This is a genomic window from Francisella salina (assembly GCF_000219045.1).
Taxonomy (GTDB): domain Bacteria; phylum Pseudomonadota; class Gammaproteobacteria; order Francisellales; family Francisellaceae; genus Francisella; species Francisella salimarina.
In genome coordinates, this window is the sequence record NC_015696.1 from 642,954 (window position 1) to 663,231 (window position 20,278).

Below are 20,278 nucleotides of genomic sequence, written 5' to 3' on the forward strand. Positions count from 1 at the left end.
TAGGAGCTGAGCTTGCTTGGCTTAATAATTTATCCTACGCAGACGATGTTGACAACCTTTTCGGTCTAAATATCGTGTTAATTAAATAAAGTGTAGACAATAAAATAAGGAGTCGATATGGCACTTAGAATAGAAGACAAAAAAGCAATTGTCGCTGAAGTTGCTGAAAATGTCTCTACAGCATTGTCTGCAGCAGTTGCAGATTACCGTGGCTTGACGGTTAATGAAATGACTTCATTAAGAAAGCAAGCTCGTGAGTCTGGAGTTTATTTAAGAGTTGTGCGTAACAACTTAGCACGTTTAGCAATTAAAGGAACTGATTTTGAGTGTCTTGGTGATGCTCTTAAAGGTCCTCTTGTTCTTGCTCTTTCTAAGGATGAGCCAGGTGCAGCAGCTAAGCTATTCAAGAACTTCCAAAAAGAGCACAATGCTTTTGAAGTTAAGAATTTAGCTATGTCTGGTGAACTGTTTGGTCCTGAAAAGTTAGATGACTTTGCTAAGCTTCCTACTAGGGAAGAGGCACTTGCTACATTACTTAATGTTATGCAAGCACCAGTTACTAAGTTTGTTCGTACTCTTAATGAGATTCCGTCTCAAGCGGTACGAGTATTTGCTGCTGTTGGAGATAGTAAATAATTGCACTGGCTTATGAAAAAGCTGAAAAAGAATTAATTGTTAAATAAATAGGAGTTATAAAAATGTCTATAACAAAAGAAGATATCCTAAATGCTGTTGCTGAAATGAGTGTAATGGATGTATGTGATCTAGTTAAAATGATGGAAGAAAAATTTGGTGTATCTGCTGCTGCTGCTGTTGCTGTTGCTGGCCCTGCTGCTGGTGGCGAAGCTGCTGCTGCTGAAGAGAAAACTGAATTTGACGTTGTTTTAGTTGAAGCTGGTTCAAACAAAATTGCTGCTATTAAAGCAGTAAGAGGCGCAACTGGCCTTGGTCTTAAAGAAGCTAAAGAAGCTGTAGAAGGTACTCCTTTCACAGTTAAAGAAGCTGCATCTAAAGATGAAGCAGAAGCTCTTAAAAAGCAACTTGAAGAAGCTGGCGCTAAAGTTGAGCTTAAATAATAAAATTCTAAACTATAGTTTTTAGAAATTTACGACTAGTGGTCAGTTTTGGCCTCTAGTCTTTCTAGTATTGAAAGATACATAGATATTGGTGCAAATATAATCATATTTGCTTTTTATTTTGTGTAAACAAAATCTTAGGGATGTTTTTGATGTCTTACTCATACGCTGAGAAAAAAAGAATTCGCAAAGAGTTTGGGGTTCTTCCTCATATCTTAGATGTGCCATATTTACTTTCCGTTCAAACAGAGTCTTATAAGAAATTTTTAAATGCAGATGATGCAAAAGGTAGACTTCACTCTGGTCTTGAATTAGTGTTAAAGCAATCTTTTCCTGTCGAAAGTAAAAATGGTCAATATGAACTTCATTATGTTGATTATCAAATTGGGGAACCTACTTTTGATGAAACAGAGTGTCAAGTCCGCGGTGCTACATATGATGCGCCATTAAATGTAAAGTTAAGGTTGGTTGTATATAATAAAGAAGCTCTTCCTAACGAAAAGGTTGTAGAAGATATTAGAGAAGAATATGTCTACATGGGAGATATTCCTCTTATGACAATTAACGGTACTTTTATAATTAACGGTACTGAAAGAGTTGTTGTTTCACAATTACATAGATCTCCTGGTGTATTCTTTAGCAAGGATGATTCAGAAGATGGAGCGTTTTCGGCGCGCATTATCCCATACAGAGGTTCATGGCTTGATTTTGAGTTTGACTCCAAAGGTATTGTATGGGCTAGAATTGATAGAAAGAGAAAGTTTTGCGCTACAGTGATTTTAAAAGCTCTTGGATATACACAAGAGGAGATACTAAGTAATTTCTCTGATAGTAAGACAATTAGTTTTGATAATAAAGGTTTTGCACTTAAGCTTGATAATTTATCAGGAATGAAAGGTGAAGTGCTTAAATTTGATATTGTTGATGAAAATGATAAGACAATAGTCAAGAAAAATAAGAAATTAACATCTAGAGATATCAAGAAAATCAAAGACGCAGGCGTTGACTCTGTAGCAATTGATTTTGATTTGGTTAGTACTCTTAGAGTAGCAAAAGACATTGTTAATGAGGTAACAGGTGAAGTTATAGCTTACGCTAATGACGATGTTACAGAAAGTTTATTAGAAGCGTGTGTAGAAGTTGGCATGCTTGAATTAGAAGTTATTGATTTTATAACTACTGAAAGAGGTAGATATATATCAGATACTCTTAAATACGATCTTACTAAAAATACAGATGAAGCACTTGTAGAAATATATAAAGTTCTTAGACCAGGTGATCCTCCAGCAGCAGCTTCTGTGAAAGCTCTTTTTGAAGGACTTTTCTTCATCGAGAGTAGATATAGCTTATCTGATATCGGTAGGATGAAGCTGAATGCAAGATTGGGTTCTGATAAAGTATCCGGAGATATTTATACTCTGGAGAATAGTGATATTGTAGGGGTTATAGAAGAGCTTATTAATATTCGTGATGGTAAAGGAAAGATTGACGACATTGATCACTTAGGGAATAGACGTGTGCGTTCTGTTGGTGAAATGGTTGAGAACCAATTTAGAATAGGTCTTTACCGTGTCGAGAAAGGTATTCGTGAAAGTATGTCGTTAGTTCATAAAGATAAGCTTATGCCTAAAGATATCGTGAATTCTAAGCCTATTACAGCAGCAATTAAAGAATTCTTTACATCAGGTGCTTTATCGCAGTTTATGGATCAGGATAACCCTCTATCTGAAGTAACTCACAAGAGAAGAATCTCAGCACTAGGTCCAGGTGGTTTATCCCGTGACAGAGCAGGCTTCGAAGTTCGTGACGTTCACGCAACTCACTATGGTAGATTATGTCCTATTGAGACTCCCGAAGGTCCAAATATTGGTCTTATTAACTCATTGGCAAGCTATGCAAGAGTTAATGATTATGGCTTCTTAGAAGCACCATATAGAAAAGTCGTAAATGGTAAAGTAACTAATGAAATTGAGTATTTGTCAGCTATAGATGAAGATCATTATGTAATTGCGCAGGCATCGACTAAGCTTGATAAAAATAACCACTTTGTAGAAGATCTTATTCAGTGTCGTTCTGGTGGTGAAGCTATATTTACTGAGTCAAGTAGGGTTCAGTATATGGATGTTTCTGCCAAGCAGATGGTTTCGGCGGCGGCGGCATTGATACCATTTTTGGAACATGATGATGCTAACAGGGTATTGATGGGTGCAAACATGCAACGCCAAGCTGTACCAACTCTAAAATCTGAAAAACCTTTAGTGGGTACAGGTATGGAGAAGATAGTCGCTAGAGATTCAGGTAACTGTATTGTTGCAAGAAATGCTGGAGAGATAGCTGAAGTAGATTCTAATAGAATAGTTATTAAAGTTGATACTGAAAAATCACAAACAAGTAAGTTAGTTGATATTTATAGCTTGACAAAGTTCAAACGCTCTAACAAAAATACTTGTATTAATCAGCGTCCAATAGTTAATGTTGGTGATAAAGTTGAAGCAGGAGATATTCTAGCGGATGGTTTTGCAACAGATTTTGGCGAGTTGTCGCTTGGTCATAATCTTATGGTTGCATTCATGCCGTGGAATGGTTATAACTTTGAGGATTCAATTTTACTTTCTGAAAGAATAGTAAAAGATGATAAGTATACTAGTATCCATATCGAAGAATTTACTTGTGTTGCTCGTGATACTAAATTAGGTCCAGAAGAAGTAACAGCAGATATTCCAAATGTGAGTGAGTCAAGTCTTGCTAAGCTTGATGAGTCAGGTATTGTTCATATTGGTGCTAATGTTGAGGCGGGTGATATCTTAGTTGCTAAGATTACACCTAAGGCTGAGCAACAATTAACTCCAGAAGAAAGACTTCTAAGAGCTATCTTTAATGAAAAAGCTTCAAATGTTGCTGATAGTTCATTAAGAATGCCAAGTGGTACTTCTGGTACTGTAATCAATGTTCAAGTCTTCGAAAATGATAAAGGCGGTAAAAGCAAAAGAGCCCTTAAGATTGAGAAAGAGTTAATTGACAAGGCGCGCAAGGATTTTGATGAGGAATTTGCTGTAATAGAATCTGTAGTTAAATCATCAATTGAAGCAGATGTTATAGGCGCTAAGATTCAAAAAGCAAAAGGTCTTAAGAAAGGTGCTGTTCTTACAAAAGAGTTCTTAGAAAAGCTACCTTTTGCTAAGTGGTTGGAAATATCTTTTGAAGATGAAAAGCTTGAGCAAAAAGTACAGGATGCTAGAGAATACTATGAAGAAGCTAAGGTAGCTGTAGACGCTAGATTCGAAACTAAGAAGAAATCAATCACTCAAAGTAATGAGCTATCTCCTGGTGTGCTTAAGACTGTTAAAGTTTTTGTTGCTATTAAGAAGCGTATTCAGCCTGGTGATAAAATGGCAGGACGTCACGGTAACAAGGGTGTAGTTTCAAGAGTACTTCCTATTGAAGATATGCCGTACATGGAAGATGGTACTCCGGTAGATGTTTGTTTGAATCCATTAGGTATACCGTCGCGTATGAATATAGGACAGATCCTTGAAGCGCATTTAGGTCTAGCATCTTATGGTTTAGGTAAGAGGGTAGAGCAAACACTTGAAAAGACAAGAAAAGCAGCTGAGTTAAGAAAAACTTTAGAAGAAGTCTATAATAGTGTGGGCGATAAAAAAGTTAATCTTAAAACTTTAAGTGATGAAGAAGTGCTTAATCTTTGTGAAAATCTAAAAGGAGGGGTGCCGATTGCAACTCCTGTATTCGATGGTGCAAAAGAGGAAGATATTAAATCATTACTAAAAATAGGTGGTTTTGCGGCAAATGGTCAGATGAAACTATTTGATGGTCGTACTGGTAAAGCATTTGATAGGCACGTAACGGTTGGATACATGTATATGCTTAAACTAGACCATTTGGTAGATGATAAAATGCATGCTAGATCAACTGGATCTTATAGTCTAGTTACGCAGCAACCACTAGGTGGTAAAGCGCAATTTGGTGGTCAAAGATTTGGTGAGATGGAAGTTTGGGCATTACAAGCATATGGTGCTGCTTATACATTAAGAGAAATGTTAACGGTTAAATCGGATGATATAGCTGGTAGATCTAAGATGTATAAGAACATAGTTGATGGTAAGTTAACTATGAATGTAGATGTTCCAGAGTCATTCAATGTTTTAAGAAATGAAGTTAGAGCGTTGGGTATAGACATGGATTTTGACTATTCATCTGAGGAAGAATAAGCATCTTAATTTAAAGCTACTTATTTTTTGTTATTTAAAATAAAAGTATAGGAGAATTACCTGTGAATAACGGTATCCTACATCAAAATTACAATAGTAAAAAGTTTGATATTATTAAAATATCTTTAGCATCTCCTGAGGTCATTCGTTCGTGGTCTCACGGTGAAGTTAAAAAACCAGAAACTATAAATTATAGAACATTTAAGCCTGAAAGAGATGGATTATTCTGTGCAAAAATCTTCGGCCCAATTAAAGATTATGAGTGTCTATGCGGTAAGTATAAGAGACTTAAGCACCGAGGCGTAGTATGTGAGCGTTGTGGTGTTGAGGTAGAAAAAGCTTCTGTCCGTAGAGAAAGAATGGGACATATAGATTTGGTATGTCCTGTAGTACATATTTGGTATTTGAAATCTTTACCTTCTAGAATTGGCTTATTCCTTGATATGCCATTGAAGAATGTTGAGAAAGTTTTATATTTCGAGTCTTATATAGTTACAGATCCCGGTATGACTCCGTTAGAGAAGAAGCAGCTTCTTACGGATGATGAGTACGCAGAAGCTTTAGAGAACTATGGTTATGAGTTTGAAGCATCTATGGGTGCAGAAGCTATTAGAGATCTATTATCAGATACTGATCTTGAAACTGAGATTGAGACTTTACAAGCTGAATATGAAGAAAGTAAGTCTACAGCCAAAAGAGAAAAAGCAATCAAGAGATTGAGACTTCTTGAAACTTTCCAAGCATCAGGTAACAAGCCAGAGTGGATGGTAATGACAGTATTACCAGTTTTACCGCCAGATTTAAGACCATTAGTTCCAATTGAAGGTGGTAGATTTGCAACTTCTGATCTTAATGACTTGTATCGTAGAGTAATTAATAGAAACAATAGACTTAAAAAACTGTTGGATTTAAATGCTCCAGATATCATTGTTAGAAATGAAAAGAGAATGTTGCAAGAAGCTGTTGATGCATTATTGGATAATGGTAGACGTGGTAGAGCAGTAACAGGCTCTAATAAGAGACCTCTTAAATCATTAGCAGATATGATTAAAGGTAAGCAAGGACGTTTCCGTCAGAACTTACTTGGTAAGCGTGTAGATTACTCTGGTCGTTCTGTGATTACAGTAGGTCCATCTCTAAGATTGCATGAGTGTGGTTTACCTAAGAAGATGGCATTAGAACTATTTAAGCCTTTTGTATACTCTAAGTTAAGATTAGGTGGTTACGCAACAACTATTAAGCAAGCTAAGAGAATGGTTGAGCTTGAAGAAGCAGTTGTATGGGATATCTTAGAAGTTGTTATCAATGAACATCCAGTTTTATTAAACCGTGCTCCTACACTTCATAGACTTGGTATTCAAGCTTTTGAACCTAAGCTAATTGAAGGTAAGGCGATACAGCTACATCCTTTGGTTTGTGCGGCATTTAACGCCGATTTCGATGGTGACCAAATGGCAGTCCATGTACCATTAACTGTAGAGTCTCAATTAGAAGCTAGAGTGTTGATGATGTCTACAAATAACATCTTATCTCCAGCGTCTGGTCAGCCAATTATTACTCCTACTCAAGATATTGTACTAGGTTTGTACTATATCACTAGAGAGAAAGAGGGTGCTCGAGGTGAAGGTAAATTATTCTCAAACTATGATGACGTTAGTAGAGCATATAACTCTGGCACTATAGATATCCATGCTAAAATCAAGCTTAGAATAGATAGACAAGTTTTTGATACTAAAGGTAATACTTATAACGAGAAAGGAGTTGTGAATACTACTGTTGGTAGAGCATTACTTCTTAATATATTGCCTGAAGGATTATCATTCTCGCTATTAAATAAAGTGCTTGTTAAGAAAGAAATTTCTAGAATCATTAACCAGGCATTTAGAGTGTTAGGTGGCAAAGCAACTGTAGTTTTAGCTGATAAACTAATGTATGCAGGTTTCAAATACTCAACATTATCAGGTGTTTCTGTAGGTGTTGATGATATGACAATACCTGAAACTAAAGAAGCTAAAGTAGAAGAAGCAGAAAAAGAAATTAAGCATATTACAGAGCAATATCAGTCATCATTAATTACAGAAAATGAGAGATACAACAATATCATTAATATTTGGAGCAAAACTTCTGATGAAGTTGGTGCTTCAATGATGGATGCTATATCTAAAGATACTGTAATGGTGAATGGTGAGAATAAAGAAATTGAATCGTTTAACTCTGTATATATGATGGCAAAATCAGGTGCAAGGGGTTCTTATAACCAGATGAGACAGCTTGCAGGTATGCGTGGTCTAATGGCTAAGCCAGATGGAACGATGATTGAAACTGCTATTACAGCGAACTTTAGAGAAGGTTTGTCAGTATTGCAGTACTTTACATCTACTCACGGTGCTCGTAAAGGTTTGGCCGATACAGCATTGAAGACGGCTAACGCTGGTTACTTAACTCGTAGACTTGTGGATGTTGCTCAAGATTTAGTTGTTATCGAAGAAGATTGTGGTACTGATGATGGTTTAATGTTTTCAGCTATCGTTGAAGATGGTGAAGTTAAAGTTCCTTTAGTAGAGAGAGCTTTAGGTAGAACATTAGCTGCTGATGTTGTGACTGAAAAAGGAGTAGTTCTATTAGAAGCTGGTACTCTACTTGATGAAAATCTTGTTGAGATATTTGATGATAATGGTATTGACATGATCAAGGTTAGATCTCCAATTACATGTAAAACTCGTAGAGGCTTATGTGCTAAATGTTATGGTCGTGATCTTGCTCGTGAGAGAAAGGTTAATGTAGGTGAATCTGTCGGTGTAATTGCTGCTCAGTCAATTGGTGAGCCAGGTACACAGCTTACGATGAGAACGTTCCATACTGGTGGTGCAGCATCATTAGGCATTACAGTATCAGATATCAAAGTTAAAACTGCTGGTAAGATTAAGTTCAAAAACATCAGAACAGTTACAAATAAAGATGGCCAAAATATAGTTATATCAAGAGCTGGTGAAATTATAGTTTCTGATACTATGGGCCGTGTTAGAGAACAACATAAAATCCCTATGGGTGCGGTTGTTCCTTTAGCAAGTGGCAAGGGTGTTGAGATTGGCGATGTTATTGCTACTTGGGATCCGCATGCTCAACCATTGATTACAGATGTTGCTGGTAAAGTAGTTTTAGATGATGTTATTGATGGTATCACATCAAAGCATACATATGATGATCTAACAGGTCAGCAAACTATTGAGATAACTTCAATATCTCAAAGAACAACATCTAAGAACTTAAAACCTGTAGTTAAGATTGTTGATGAAAAAGGTAATGAGCTTAAATCAATTTCATTAGCTGTAGGTGCTGTATTGAATGTTGCTGATGATTCGGTTCTAGAGGTTGGTGATGTGGTTGCTAAGATTCCTTTAGAAGGGTCTAAGAACAAGGATATTACAGGTGGTCTTCCGCGTGTTGCTGAACTTTTCGAAGCTAGACGTCCAAAAGATGCTGCTATATTATCACCTTGTGATGGTGTGGTTAGATTGGGTAATAGAGATACTAAAGAGAAGCAAAGAATTGAAATCTTAGATAAGAATGGTCATATTACAGAAGAAATACTGTTACCTAAGTCTAGACATTTGGTTGTTTTTGATGGTGAACCAGTATCAAAAGGTGATGTTCTGGCGGATGGACCTACTGATCCACATGACCTTCTAAAGTATAAGGGGCTTGAGGCGTTTGCTGATTATATCTTAATTGAGGCTCAGTCTGTATATCGTATGCAAGGTGTTGTAATTAATGATAAGCATATTGAGACTATTGTCAGACAAATGTTAAGAAAAGCGACAATACTTGAGGAAGGTGATAGTAAGTTTGTCAAAAATGAAAGTATTGAACTAGTAAGAATACTTGAAGAAAATGACAGATTATCTAAAGAGGATAAATCATTGGTTGAGTATGAACTTACTTTAATGGGTATTACTCGATCATCTTTATCTACAGAGTCGTTCTTGTCTGCTGCATCATTCCAAGAAACGACTAGAGTATTAACAGAGGCTTCAATACATTCTCAAGTTGATCAGTTAAGAGGACTTAAAGAAAATGTTCTTATTGGTAGGTTGATTCCGACGGGTACTGGCTTAGCAGTTAGAAAAGAGTCTAATAAGATTGAGAAGATGAGAGAAGAGCTTGGTGTCGAAGATAATACACTGTTTACAGATGCATCATCATTTGACACTGAAGAGTCTTCTTCGTTTGAGAATCAAATTGAAAAAGAAGACAAGGATATCAATGAAGATATTGAAGAGTCATTGAGAAACGCCTTGGAATCTTTAGACTTCTAATAATTTTCAATAAATCCATATCACATATCTTATATATGTGATATTAAATAGTTTTTCTAATTTATCTATCAAATTAAGTTTTATAATTTCAAAAAAATTAACTATAATGTTGTCAATATATTTTTTTAAGAATGTAATTTATGTTTAGTACAGTTAAAAAGTTATTTTGGCAAATATTGTTTGGTTTGGCAATTATTGTAATTGTGTTTTTGTCTATATTAAATACTGACAACGTTAGCTTTGATTATATATTTGGTAGTACAACATTACCCCTAATGGTACTTTTGTCTATAGCTTTTGTTATTGGCTTAGTTGTTGGTTCTTTTATAACCAAGTTTATTCAGATTACAAAAACTAATGGTGGTGCAGGGACTGCTAAGAAGTAATGCTTGTTCTCGGTATAGAAAGCTCTTGTGATGAAACTGGCGTATCTGTTTATGACTATAAGTCTAAGACTATTATTGCAGATACTTTATATAGTCAAATTGAATTGCACAAGAAGTATGGTGGTGTCGTTCCAGAACTTGCATCTCGAGAGCATATAGCTAAGCTTAATGTGTTGACTAAACAAGTCCTTGAAGAGGCTGATTTAAGCTTTGATCATATAGATTGCATTGCATATACAGCAATGCCCGGACTGGTCGGCGCTTTGATGGTGGGGGCAACTTTTGCTAAAACTTTAGGGATGATTCATAATATTGATACTGTTGCTGTGCATCATCTCGAGGGACACCTACTATCTCCTCTTCTAGATCAAAATAGTGTTATAGAGTATCCATTTGTAGCACTATTAGTGTCTGGAGGTCATACACAGTTATTTGAAGTCAGAGGTTTTGGTAACTATTCTCTGCTGGGTGAGTCTATTGATGATGCTGCCGGGGAGGCATTCGATAAAACTGCCAAGCTTTTAGGAATGCCATACCCTGGTGGAGTTGAAGTGGCTAATCTTGCTGATAAAGCTGCAGATAAAAATAGGTATAATTTACCTCGCCCAATGAAAAATAAGCCTAACTTAGATTTTAGTTTTAGTGGTTTAAAGACTGCGGTGCTAAATACTTGGTATTCAGAAGAGGATAAATCTCAAGAAAATAAGGCAAATCTTTGTTATGCTTTTCAAGATGCAGCTGTAGATGTCTTAGTATCAAAATGTAGCAAGGCTTTGAAGCAAACAAAAAATAGAAGATTAGTGATTTCTGGTGGTGTTAGTGCAAATAAATTGCTACGTTCTAAGTTGGATATACTATCCAAGAATAAGGGTTATGAGATATTTTTCCCTCCAATGAAATATTGCACAGATAATGGTGCTATGATAGCCCTTGCTGGCGCCTATAGATATGCTAATGGCTATAAGGATTCTGACTTAAGTATTAACGTCAAAGCAAGAGCTCAAATTTAGGGCTACTATAAATAACTATCAAAAATATTAGTTTCATGATATTATAGTATCGTAAATAATAAATTCCATACTCACATCATGTGGGTTAAATTCAAAAAAAGGTTAAAGGTTCTAAATGAATAATAATGAAATAATACATCAGACCATTGAAAAAGAAGGTAGTATAGTCTGGAAGAGTGTCTTTGGACTTCTGCTTTTACCGTTGGTTACAATTATTGCTGTCCCATGGTATGCAATGACTATTGGGTTCACTACTGCTGATTATGTATGTCTTGTAGTTTTCTATGCACTTACGGGTGTGGGTATTACAATGGGATACCATAGGTTATGGTCTCATAAGACATACAAAGCTAATAAGATTGTAAGTTATGCACTTTTGCTTTTTGGTACTGCAGCATTACAGAATAGTGTAATTCAATGGTCATCAGATCATAGAAAACATCATAAAGATGTTGACGATCCTGTCAAAGATCCTTACGCTGCGACAAGAGGATTCTGGTTTTCACACTTTGGTTGGTTGCTAAGACATAGTAGCCCAGATGTTCAAGAAATTAGAGGTATTAATGATTTATTGAAAGATAAGGCATTGGTATATCAGCACAATAACTACACTGTGCTAGCTATTCTAGCATGTTTTGGTTTACCTGCGCTGCTTGGATTTGTTTTTGGTTTCTTATCTGGCGGTACATTAACTGCTGCTTGGCATAGTGCTTTGGGCTTCTTAATTTTGGGAGGTCTATTGAGAGTTGTATTAGTTCATCATGCGACTTTTTGTATTAACTCTTTAGCACATACTATAGGAAGAAGACCATACTCTACAAAAAACACAGCTAGAGATAGTTGGATAACAGCTATTGTAACTGGTGGAGAAGGTTATCATAATTATCATCATGCTTTTGCCGGAGACTATAGAAATGGTATAAGATGGTTTGATCTTGATCCTTCTAAATGGTTCATTGCTGGATTAGCAAAGATAGGTTGGTGCTATGATCTTAAAACTACGCCTAAGCATTTGATTGAAATTGCAAAAGCAAAGGTTAAACTTGATGAGGCATTAACTAAAAAGAATAAAACATTCCACTTAGGTATTGAAGAAATGTACGCTAAGTTAGTTGCAAATGTCAAAAATATGTATAGTGCTAAGCAAGAATACTTAAAAGCTAAGAAAGAGAATGTATTATCTAAGGCTGATATAAGAGAAATTAAATCAAAGTATAAAGATTTAAAAATTGAATTTATTCAAGCAAAGAAAAAATATAATAAAGCTAGTACGACAGCATAATCTAAATAAATATTTCTTAAGTATTCTCTTTCAAAAACTTTCCCTCTAATCTTTTATAAATATAAGTCTTAAAACTATGTATCAAACGTTGTAGGTTATTTAGTAAATTTGTTCTTAATGCACATAATAATTTAAGTGATAATTGACTAGATGGTTCATATCTAAGCTATTTACTAGATTCTGTAGTCAAGCTCTAACAGAATGTAATATTGCCTTGATACTATATCCAAAAAGGTGTGTCTATAATCTTTTAACGAGCTTTATAACCAAAATATGCTATAACTTTATAGAAACTAGTAAGGGGTATTTAGACTTGTTGCTTTCAAGAACTACTCTTAAGATATAAATATTTAGTGATTAACGAACTATTAAATTATCTAATCTAGTCAGAGCCATCTGACTTAGAAATTTCATGAGCACCTATAAAAGTCTATCTTAAAATTTCTAATTGAGCCAATTATATTTCCTAATATAAGTCTTTTTGCTATTATTTTGTATTTTCGATTAGATTGAAAAATAGATACTAGAAATGCTGGAGTATAGTTGCATACGAGTTTATATAATTATTCTCAATATTATATAAATAACATATAAGGTTAGTTATAAACTCTTAATAAAAAGATAATCATTTTCATATTCACAAAGTGTTGTCATATTATTGTAATAGATTCTAATAATATAGGTGGTTGATTTTATTGAAATATAGAGAGTATAAAGAATAAATTAGATTTTAGCAGCAGACTTAAGATTATCTGCCTTATCTATTTTTTCCCAAGAGAATTCTGGTAACTCACGACCAAAATGGCCATAGTTAGATGTTTTACGATAAATTGGTCTAAGTAGATCAAGATTTTCGATAATCTTACCGACTCTAAGATCAAAAGTTTCTGAAACTAGTTGTTCAATTTTGCTATCAGTAATTTTGCCTGTACCAAATGTATTAATCATAAGTGATACTGGCTTTGCCACACCAATCGCGTATGCTACTTGAACCTCGCATTTATCTGCTAGGCCAGCTGCAACAACATTTTTAGCGATATATCTACCCATATAGGCACCAGAACGATCTACCTTAGATGGATCTTTACCAGAGAATGCACCACCACCATGATGAGCTGCTCCACCGTAAGTATCAACAATGATTTTTCTACCCGTAAGACCGCAATCTCCTTGAGGACCTCCTATTAAGAATACACCTGTTGGATTGATGTGATACTTCGTATCTTTTGTAATTAGCTCAGCAGGAATTACCTCTTTTACAATTTCTTCTATTACAGCATCATGAAGATCTTTTTGTGAGATTGATTCATTGTGCTGAGTGGAAAGTACGATTGTATCAATAAATTTAGGTTTATCATTTTCGTAAGCAAGTGTAACCTGAGCTTTTGCATCTGGTCTTAACCATCCAAGTTTGCCTGATTTTCTATGTTCTGTTTGTTTTCTCATTAGTAAATGAGAGTAGTAAATCGCAGAAGGCATCAAAGTTGGTGTTTCATTGGTAGCGAAACCAAACATTAGTCCTTGATCACCTGCACCAAGATCTTCTAGCGAGCCACGATCAACACCTTGGGCAATGTCACTAGATTGTTTACCAATAGCATTGATTACAGAGCAAGTTCTGCCATCAATACCTTTGTTTGCATTATCGTATCCAGTTTCAACGATTACTTTTCTAACTAGCTCTTCAATATCAATCCAAGCAGAAGTTGTAATTTCGCCAGCAACTAGAGCCATACCAGTTTTTACTAAAGTTTCACACGCAACACGAGCGTTTTTATCTTGTTTTAAAATTTCATCTAAGATTGCATCTGATATTTGATCAGCTAGTTTGTCTGGATGTCCTTCTGAAACCGACTCAGATGTGAATAAATAATTTTTTGACATTTTGTTCTCCCTTTTAGTGTTGCTAAAAGGTCTCTAGAAAATTTTGAATAAAAATTTAGTAGAAACGCTTTAGCTTATTATTTAATGTCGCAAGCAAGTTGTTTGTTAAATTCAGCGACTTCGGGTATTATATATTATGTTTATGTGAAGTCAACTATTGACATTTTAGTTAAGAGACTTTAAAGTATTGCTATTAAATTTTTGCATAATTTTTGCTAGGTTTATGGCTGCTAAGCTTAGCTAATAAATTTTAATAATTAAAAAATTAAAATATAAAACCGGAGAATAAATAAATGGTAGTAATTCGTATGGCACGTGGTGGTGCTAAAAAGCGTCCTTTCTATAGAATCGTAGTTGCTGATAAAAGAAGCCCAAGAGATGGTAGATTTATCGAGAAGCTAGGTTTCTTTAATCCTTTAGCTAAAGGTGGTGAAGAAAGATTAAAGCTTGATGTGGCTAAAGCTGAAGCTTGGCTTGCTAAAGGTGCTCAGCCTTCAGATAGAGTAGCTAGCTTGATCAAAGAAGCAAAAAAAGCTGCTTAATAGCATCATTTTCATAATAAATTTTCTTTTATGTCACAGGACTTCGTAGAAATAGCTAAGATTGGTGCTACATATAAGCTTGATGGTGAGCTTAATTTATATCCTTTGGCGAATTCAATTGAAACTCTTTTAAGCTATGGTGACTGGTATATTCAATTGCCAGCTAATAATATTTGGCAACCCCTCAAAGAAGAAAGTGTTTTTAGAAGAGGGGATAAGTTGTATATTAAACTTGCTAGTGTTGATAGTGCAGAAGTAGCTAAGAAATATGTAAATTCCCTAATTGGTGTACCAAAAGAAGCCTTACCTAAGGTTGAAGAAGATGAAGCTTATTTCAAGGATTTGATAGGTTGCTCAGTAGTTAATACAGCTAATGATTCATTTGGTAATATCATTGATATTATTGAAACTGGAGCTAACGAGGTTCTTGTTTGTAAGAATGATTCTGGTGAATACTTAATTCCTTATGTTAAGCAATATATAGTTAGTCAGGATCTTGAGTCTAAAAAAATAGTTGTTGATTGGGAATATGATTATTAGTCAATAATTCTTTCTTAATAATATGTCGCTACCTGCTGCGTAAGCATTAGCGACATACTCTTTTTATCTCGAAAAAAGTATGTGAAATTACTTAGCACTGCGCTATCGTATTTTATAAAATACTAATCGTTAATGTGCATTCATTGCTACAAAGTGTATTTTATCTCTCGAATATTTGTGTTTGTTTGTTCTAGGTAATACAATTAGGGAAGATTTAGAATAGGTGTTCAAAATGAAATTCGGAATAATATCTATATTTCCAGAAATGTTTAGGGCGATAAGTGACTTTGGGGTTACTGCTAGAGCAGTTAAAGACTCTAAAGTATCTATAAATTATTTTAACCCTCGTAGTTATGCAACAGATAAGCATGCTACTGTAGATGACACTAGTTTTGGTGGTGGCGCTGGTATGGTTATGAAATATGAACCTTTATCTGAAGCTATTAAAGAAGCAAAAAGTACTTTAGGTTATAATGCAAAAGTAGTATACTTGTCACCTCAGGGTGGTGTGTTTAATCATGAGAAGGCTCTTGAGCTTTTGCAAAATGATTCACTGATACTACTTTGTGGCAGATATGAAGGGGTTGATGAGCGCCTTGTACAAGATCATGTTGATGAGGAAATCTCTGTAGGTGATTTTGTATTAAGTGGTGGTGAGCTCCCTGCTATGCTAATTATGGATAGTCTAATAAGACTATTGCCAGAGGTGTTGGGTAACAAGGATTCCATGATTGAGGATTCTTTTTATGATGGTCTTTTGGACTACCCACACTATACAAAGCCAGCTGTTTTGCCTGATGGTAACGCAGTACCTGGTGTTTTGTTATCTGGTAATCATAAGGAAATAGCGAAATGGAGGCGTAAACAGAAGTTGATAAGGACTTATGAGCGTCGTAAAGATTTAATCGAGTGCCTATGCCTATCTGAAGAAGATAAGCAAATTATAAATGATTATAAAATGGATATGGTAAGCACAAAAGGAGAAAACAATGAAAAATAAATTTGTTGAATTAGTAGAAAAATCACAAATCAGAACAGATCTTCCAGAATTTAATCCAGGTGACTCAATCACTGTTAATCTATGGATTAGAGAAGGTGATAAGCAAAGAATTCAGGCTTTTAAAGGTTTTGTTCTTAGAAAAAGAAACAGAGGTCTTCACTCTGCTTTCACAGTGAGAAAAATGTCTTCAGGTATGGGTGTAGAAAGAACTTTTCAAACGCATTCACCTTTGATTGATAGTATCACTGTTGAGAAGAGAGCAGATGTACGTAGAGCTAAGCTATACTACATGAGAGGTCTTACTGGTAAGGCTGCTAGAATTAAAGAAAAAGTATAATTCTAGGAAAATCAAAAAGTGTCTACAGCTGTTGATGCTTTTCTTGATAATCTTTGGCTTGAGCACGGTTTAAGCCAAAACACTATTTCATCTTATCGCACAGATCTAAAGTTCTTACAAAGTTATTTCTCACAAGTAGAATTGATTAATCTTGATTTTGAGCAGTTATATGCTTTTATATCTTATCGTTCTAAGAATGGTTATAGTAGTCGATCTAATGCGCGTATGATATCTACATTACGTAAGTTCTATAATTGGCTTATATCGACAGGACAAGCTACTACTAATCCTACTACAAAATTAACCTTGCCGAAGTTAGCTAAAAAGTTGCCTAAAGATATGACAGAGACTGATGTCGAAAGACTACTTCAAGCTCCTGATTTAACAGATGATATCGGTATTCGTGATAAGGCAATGCTAGAGCTTATGTATGCCACAGGTTTGAGAGTTAGTGAGTTGGTTGGGCTAAATACTCATGATATTGATTTGAATATCGGAGTAATACAAGTAATGGGCAAAGGCTCGAAAGAGCGAATTGTGCCGATAGGAGAGTATGCGCTTGAATATTTACACAAGTATTTTGAAGAGTCGCGTGAGTCGTTAGCAAAGAACTTTAAAGAAAAAACTGTTTTTATTAGCAAACATTCAAAGAGAATAACTCGTCAGTCTTTTTGGCATCGTATTAAGAGCTATGCGCTTATTGCGGGTATAAACACAGATATATCACCACATACTCTAAGACATGCTTTTGCAACACATTTGCTCAATCATGGTGCCGATCTTAGATCGGTTCAGTTATTGTTAGGTCATAGTAATGTATCAACAACAACTATTTATACACATATATCTCAAAATCGCTTACAAGAAATATACCAAAAACATCATCCAAGAGGTTAAAATTATTAGAGCCAGTGTTATTTGCTTAACTTAGAAGGTATGTTTAAAAGTGATACTGAAACTTAAAAGTATAGTAAAAGCTAAACCAGGAAAAAGGTTTTATTTATTGCATAGATATTCTCGTAAGAAATTATCTAATCCTCTAGTTTTATTAATGTTTTTAATAATTTCAATTGTGGCTTTGATACTTGGTCTAATTATGCTATTTACTCCTGGACCAGGATTGTTTTTTATAGGGTTAGCTTTATTACCATTTATTGCAATAAGTAAAAAGCTTGCAAGATCACTTGATAAGTTAGAGATATATTTGCGTAGAAAAATAAAGAAGAAGCTATAGAAGTTTATTTGATTAAGTTTTCCTATCTAAGATATCATCAAATTAATGAAACATAAAAGTATTATTGATATAATTAAAGGCGGTCCTTGAATTGTTTCCCTCTAAAAATATGGAGTAAAAATGAATATTCGTAGCGTTGATTACTATGCAGATAATGCAGCTGAAGAGTTTACAAAGTCTTTGAAAGAAACTGGTTTTGCGGTTTTAAAGACTCATCCTATTGACTGGAATCTTATCCAAACTGTATATAATGAATGGCAAGATTTTTTAAAGTCAGGTGATGCTGATAAATATTTATTTGATGTTGAAAATCAAGATGGATATTTTCCAAAAGATGTCTCTGAGGTTGCAAAGGGTGAAACAGTAAAAGACATTAAGCACTTCTATCATTTATATTTTCCTAATGGGCGATATCCTGAGGAAGTAAGTGGTGCAGCTAGAGAAATGTTTGAAAAAATGATGAAGCTTGGCGAGACACTTCTTGAATGGATAGATGAGCATATGGATCCAGCTGTTGCTAGTAAGCTACCACAACGATTAAGAGATACTGTTTCTTATGAAAGTACGTTGTTAAGAATATTACATTATCCTGCTATGAAAGGTGATGAAGAGCCAGGTGCAGTAAGAGCTGCAGCACATGAAGATATTAACTTAATTACATTGTTGCCAATAGCTTCTTCACCAGGTTTACAAGTTTTGTCACCAGTAACTAATCAATGGTATGATGTGCCATGTGATAGTGAGTCTCTAGTTATAAATATCGGTGACATGCTTCAAGAAATGACTAATGGTGAGTATATTGCAACTAAGCATAGAGTTGTAAAGCCAGAAGATGAAATAGAAAATCTTGATCGAGTTTCAACACCGTGCTTTATACACCCTAAACCAGAAGTATATTTATCTGAAAAATATCCTCAAGCTGGAATATTTCTAGAAGAAAGATTGAAAGAATTAGGTCTAAAATAAGCGTATATATGACACAAGAACAAGTTGTTTCTTATTATGAGAGTCAAGCTCATGAAGATGAGGTAAGCAGTATTCTTGAAAAAGCTAAGCAAATAATAGATGCTCAATCCTCATTAAAAAATCATGCCATAGTTCTTGATATTGATGAAACTTCATTGAATCATTATTATCCTTTTAAAGAAGTAGGCTTTCCTCAACAGGAGAATCATCAAATTTGGGATGAACTACTTGCAAAAACTAGTGCTTATCCAATCAAGGCTACTTTAGACTTCTATCTTTACTGTTTTGCTAAAGGAGTTAAAATATTTTTCATAAGTGCGCGTATTGCTAAGCATCTAGAAGCGACAAAACAGGCATTGTCTAATGCTGGTTATGTAGGTTTTGAAGATGTATTTGTTTTTCCAAATAACCTGACAGAATATGATTCCAAGGGCTTTAAAAATTTTAAGGCAGAGAGAAGGGCTTATATTGAATCTCTAGGGTATAAGATACTTATCTCGATAGGAGATCAATCATCTGATCTAGTCGGAGGTTATGCTCTTTATACCTTTCAGTTACCTAATTATTTATACGGAGAAAATTCAGTTTTTTAATAAACTGATTTTGATTTAAATATTAGATAATTGCCTATGAATATTAAAATCGCACAAGCTATAAGAAGTAGGATACTTATACTTTGATCGAATAATATAAATGCAAATAAAGGCCCCCAAATAATATAAGTAATATTTAGTGACATTGCTAAAGTTACATTTGAGTACTTAAATGCTTGCATATATGCTAGATCTGCAATATAACCAATAACACCAATAGCAGCTATAAGTAATAGTACATAAATACTAACTGTATCGATTATAATCCAAGTGAATGGTAAAAATATGATAACTGTAGATATCTTGCGTAGAAAAAGTAATGTATTTGCCGAGACATCAGCATTCAACACCATTTTGTAAATAACTCCCTCTAGTCCCCAGAAAATAGCTGCTAAAATTGCAAAGCTAAGACCTATAATGCTATTTGCCTGATCAAATAATTCATTATATGCTGTTAGGGTAATACCAATTAAAACAATTATAAATCCTAATATTTTCAGAGGGGTTAAGCTTTCCTTGAGAAAGATTCTCGCGCATATCATTCCTACAGCAGGATAGCATGATGATATTATGATTGCCGTCCCAGTAGAGATATCTCTTGTCGAAAGCATATACATAGTCATCGCAAGTCCACCTAGAAGTGGGATACAGCATATACTTATAATTTGCCAAAGTTTTAGGTCTTTAACTCTTTTTACAGATGATTTTGATACGACACTAACAGTTGCTGCAACTCCCAAATCATGTATGGATGTAAGCCACATTGAAACTAAAAAAGTCATTGTGAGAAGTGTGTGAACTTGTCCTGCTAATGTATAGTCAAGACCCCAAAATATTCCAGACAGCGAGCCAAATAGAAAAGCTCGTTTTTTAAAATTCAAAC

At 34.8% G+C, this 20,278-nt stretch carries 17 protein-coding genes; 15 read left to right on the forward strand and 2 right to left on the reverse strand.

Translation table 11 applies throughout. The annotated features are described in order from the left end of the window. Positions 1 to 117: 117 nt before the first annotated feature. From rplJ to F7308_RS03235, 7 genes are all read left to right on the forward strand, one after another. Positions 118 to 636 (forward strand): 50S ribosomal protein L10, encoded by a 519-nt coding sequence (gene rplJ, locus F7308_RS03205; RefSeq protein WP_013922411.1) that lies wholly within the window; start codon positions 118 to 120, stop codon positions 634 to 636. 62 nt (positions 637 to 698) lie between these two features. Then, on the forward strand, positions 699 to 1,076 hold the full coding sequence (gene rplL / locus F7308_RS03210) for a 50S ribosomal protein L7/L12 (protein WP_013922412.1): 378 nt from the start codon (positions 699 to 701) through the stop codon (positions 1,074 to 1,076). Positions 1,077 to 1,228: 152 nt separating this feature from the next. Further along, positions 1,229 to 5,305 (forward strand): DNA-directed RNA polymerase subunit beta, encoded by a 4,077-nt coding sequence (gene rpoB / locus F7308_RS03215; protein ID WP_013922413.1) that lies wholly within the window; start codon positions 1,229 to 1,231, stop codon positions 5,303 to 5,305. A gap of 62 nt (positions 5,306 to 5,367) precedes the next feature. After that, positions 5,368 to 9,621, forward strand: a complete 4,254-nt coding sequence (gene rpoC / locus F7308_RS03220; RefSeq protein WP_013922414.1) for a DNA-directed RNA polymerase subunit beta' — start codon at positions 5,368 to 5,370, stop codon at positions 9,619 to 9,621. 140 nt (positions 9,622 to 9,761) lie between these two features. Further along, entirely contained in the window at positions 9,762 to 10,007 is a 246-nt protein-coding gene (locus tag F7308_RS03225) for a lipopolysaccharide assembly protein LapA domain-containing protein (RefSeq protein WP_013922415.1), read from the forward strand. Next, a complete protein-coding gene (tsaD, locus tag F7308_RS03230) occupies positions 10,007 to 11,017 on the forward strand; it encodes a tRNA (adenosine(37)-N6)-threonylcarbamoyltransferase complex transferase subunit TsaD (RefSeq protein ID WP_013922416.1) in 1,011 nt (336 codons plus the stop codon). Before F7308_RS03225 ends, tsaD begins: the two co-directional genes overlap by 1 nt. 115 nt (positions 11,018 to 11,132) lie before the next feature. After that, complete coding sequence (locus F7308_RS03235; RefSeq protein WP_013922417.1) at positions 11,133 to 12,299, forward strand: acyl-CoA desaturase; 1,167 nt, start codon at positions 11,133 to 11,135, stop codon at positions 12,297 to 12,299. A 723-nt stretch (positions 12,300 to 13,022) separates the two neighbouring features. Here the strand turns inward: F7308_RS03235 and metK are convergent. Then, positions 13,023 to 14,183: a methionine adenosyltransferase gene (gene metK / locus F7308_RS03240; RefSeq protein WP_013922418.1), complete on the reverse strand. Its 1,161-nt coding sequence runs from the start codon at positions 14,181 to 14,183 to the stop codon at positions 13,023 to 13,025. Between the two features lie 293 nt (positions 14,184 to 14,476). Here metK and rpsP point away from each other — a divergent pair, with 293 nt between their 5' ends. The 8 genes from rpsP to F7308_RS03280 all read left to right on the forward strand — a co-directional run bounded on the left by rpsP (position 14,477) and on the right by F7308_RS03280 (position 19,395). Further along, positions 14,477 to 14,725, forward strand: coding sequence for a 30S ribosomal protein S16 (rpsP, locus tag F7308_RS03245; protein WP_003023081.1), 249 nt, complete (start codon positions 14,477 to 14,479; stop codon positions 14,723 to 14,725). A gap of 30 nt (positions 14,726 to 14,755) precedes the next feature. Further along, positions 14,756 to 15,265, forward strand: coding sequence for a ribosome maturation factor RimM (rimM, locus tag F7308_RS03250; protein ID WP_013922419.1), 510 nt, complete (start codon positions 14,756 to 14,758; stop codon positions 15,263 to 15,265). A gap of 232 nt (positions 15,266 to 15,497) precedes the next feature. After that, positions 15,498 to 16,265 carry a tRNA (guanosine(37)-N1)-methyltransferase TrmD gene (trmD, locus tag F7308_RS03255; protein ID WP_013922420.1) on the forward strand — a complete coding sequence of 256 codons (768 nt, stop codon included), beginning with the start codon at positions 15,498 to 15,500 and terminating at the stop codon, positions 16,263 to 16,265. After that, on the forward strand, positions 16,255 to 16,602 hold the full coding sequence (gene rplS, locus F7308_RS03260) for a 50S ribosomal protein L19 (RefSeq protein WP_013922421.1): 348 nt from the start codon (positions 16,255 to 16,257) through the stop codon (positions 16,600 to 16,602). Before trmD ends, rplS begins: the two co-directional genes overlap by 11 nt. Before the next feature lie 18 nt (positions 16,603 to 16,620). Beyond that, a complete protein-coding gene (xerD, locus tag F7308_RS03265) occupies positions 16,621 to 17,499 on the forward strand; it encodes a site-specific tyrosine recombinase XerD (protein ID WP_013922422.1) in 879 nt (292 codons plus the stop codon). A gap of 106 nt (positions 17,500 to 17,605) precedes the next feature. Continuing rightward, the gene (locus tag F7308_RS03270; protein ID WP_232215355.1) at positions 17,606 to 17,836 is read left to right on the forward strand and encodes a hypothetical protein; all 231 of its coding nucleotides are present in this window, start codon (positions 17,606 to 17,608) and stop codon (positions 17,834 to 17,836) included. A gap of 120 nt (positions 17,837 to 17,956) precedes the next feature. Further along, positions 17,957 to 18,802, forward strand: a complete 846-nt coding sequence (locus tag F7308_RS03275; RefSeq protein ID WP_013922424.1) for a 2OG-Fe(II) oxygenase family protein — start codon at positions 17,957 to 17,959, stop codon at positions 18,800 to 18,802. Between the two features lie 8 nt (positions 18,803 to 18,810). Beyond that, positions 18,811 to 19,395: an HAD family acid phosphatase gene (locus F7308_RS03280; protein ID WP_013922425.1), complete on the forward strand. Its 585-nt coding sequence runs from the start codon at positions 18,811 to 18,813 to the stop codon at positions 19,393 to 19,395. On the opposite strand, the gene F7308_RS03285 is transcribed toward F7308_RS03280, so the two are convergent. After that, complete coding sequence (locus F7308_RS03285; protein ID WP_013922426.1) at positions 19,392 to 20,276, reverse strand: DMT family transporter; 885 nt, start codon at positions 20,274 to 20,276, stop codon at positions 19,392 to 19,394. The two genes, F7308_RS03280 and F7308_RS03285, sit on opposite strands and share 4 nt — an antisense overlap. Between the last annotated feature and the right edge of the window lie 2 nt (positions 20,277 to 20,278).

What these genes read in the sequence shown, in the direction of transcription:
- rplJ (WP_013922411.1), top strand. Translation starts at nt 118, where the DNA reads ATGGCACTTAGAATAGAAGACAAAAAAGCAATTGTCGCTGAAGTTGCT.
- rplL (WP_013922412.1), top strand. Translation starts at nt 699, where the DNA reads ATGTCTATAACAAAAGAAGATATCCTAAATGCTGTTGCTGAAATGAGT.
- rpoB (WP_013922413.1), top strand. Translation starts at nt 1,229, where the DNA reads ATGTCTTACTCATACGCTGAGAAAAAAAGAATTCGCAAAGAGTTTGGG.
- F7308_RS03225 (WP_013922415.1), top strand. Translation starts at nt 9,762, where the DNA reads ATGTTTAGTACAGTTAAAAAGTTATTTTGGCAAATATTGTTTGGTTTG.
- tsaD (WP_013922416.1), top strand. Translation starts at nt 10,007, where the DNA reads ATGCTTGTTCTCGGTATAGAAAGCTCTTGTGATGAAACTGGCGTATCT.
- F7308_RS03235 (WP_013922417.1), top strand. Translation starts at nt 11,133, where the DNA reads ATGAATAATAATGAAATAATACATCAGACCATTGAAAAAGAAGGTAGT.
- metK (WP_013922418.1), bottom strand. Translation starts at nt 14,183, where the DNA reads ATGTCAAAAAATTATTTATTCACATCTGAGTCGGTTTCAGAAGGACAT.
- rpsP (WP_003023081.1), top strand. Translation starts at nt 14,477, where the DNA reads ATGGTAGTAATTCGTATGGCACGTGGTGGTGCTAAAAAGCGTCCTTTC.
- rimM (WP_013922419.1), top strand. Translation starts at nt 14,756, where the DNA reads ATGTCACAGGACTTCGTAGAAATAGCTAAGATTGGTGCTACATATAAG.
- trmD (WP_013922420.1), top strand. Translation starts at nt 15,498, where the DNA reads ATGAAATTCGGAATAATATCTATATTTCCAGAAATGTTTAGGGCGATA.
- rplS (WP_013922421.1), top strand. Translation starts at nt 16,255, where the DNA reads ATGAAAAATAAATTTGTTGAATTAGTAGAAAAATCACAAATCAGAACA.
- F7308_RS03275 (WP_013922424.1), top strand. Translation starts at nt 17,957, where the DNA reads ATGAATATTCGTAGCGTTGATTACTATGCAGATAATGCAGCTGAAGAG.
- F7308_RS03280 (WP_013922425.1), top strand. Translation starts at nt 18,811, where the DNA reads ATGACACAAGAACAAGTTGTTTCTTATTATGAGAGTCAAGCTCATGAA.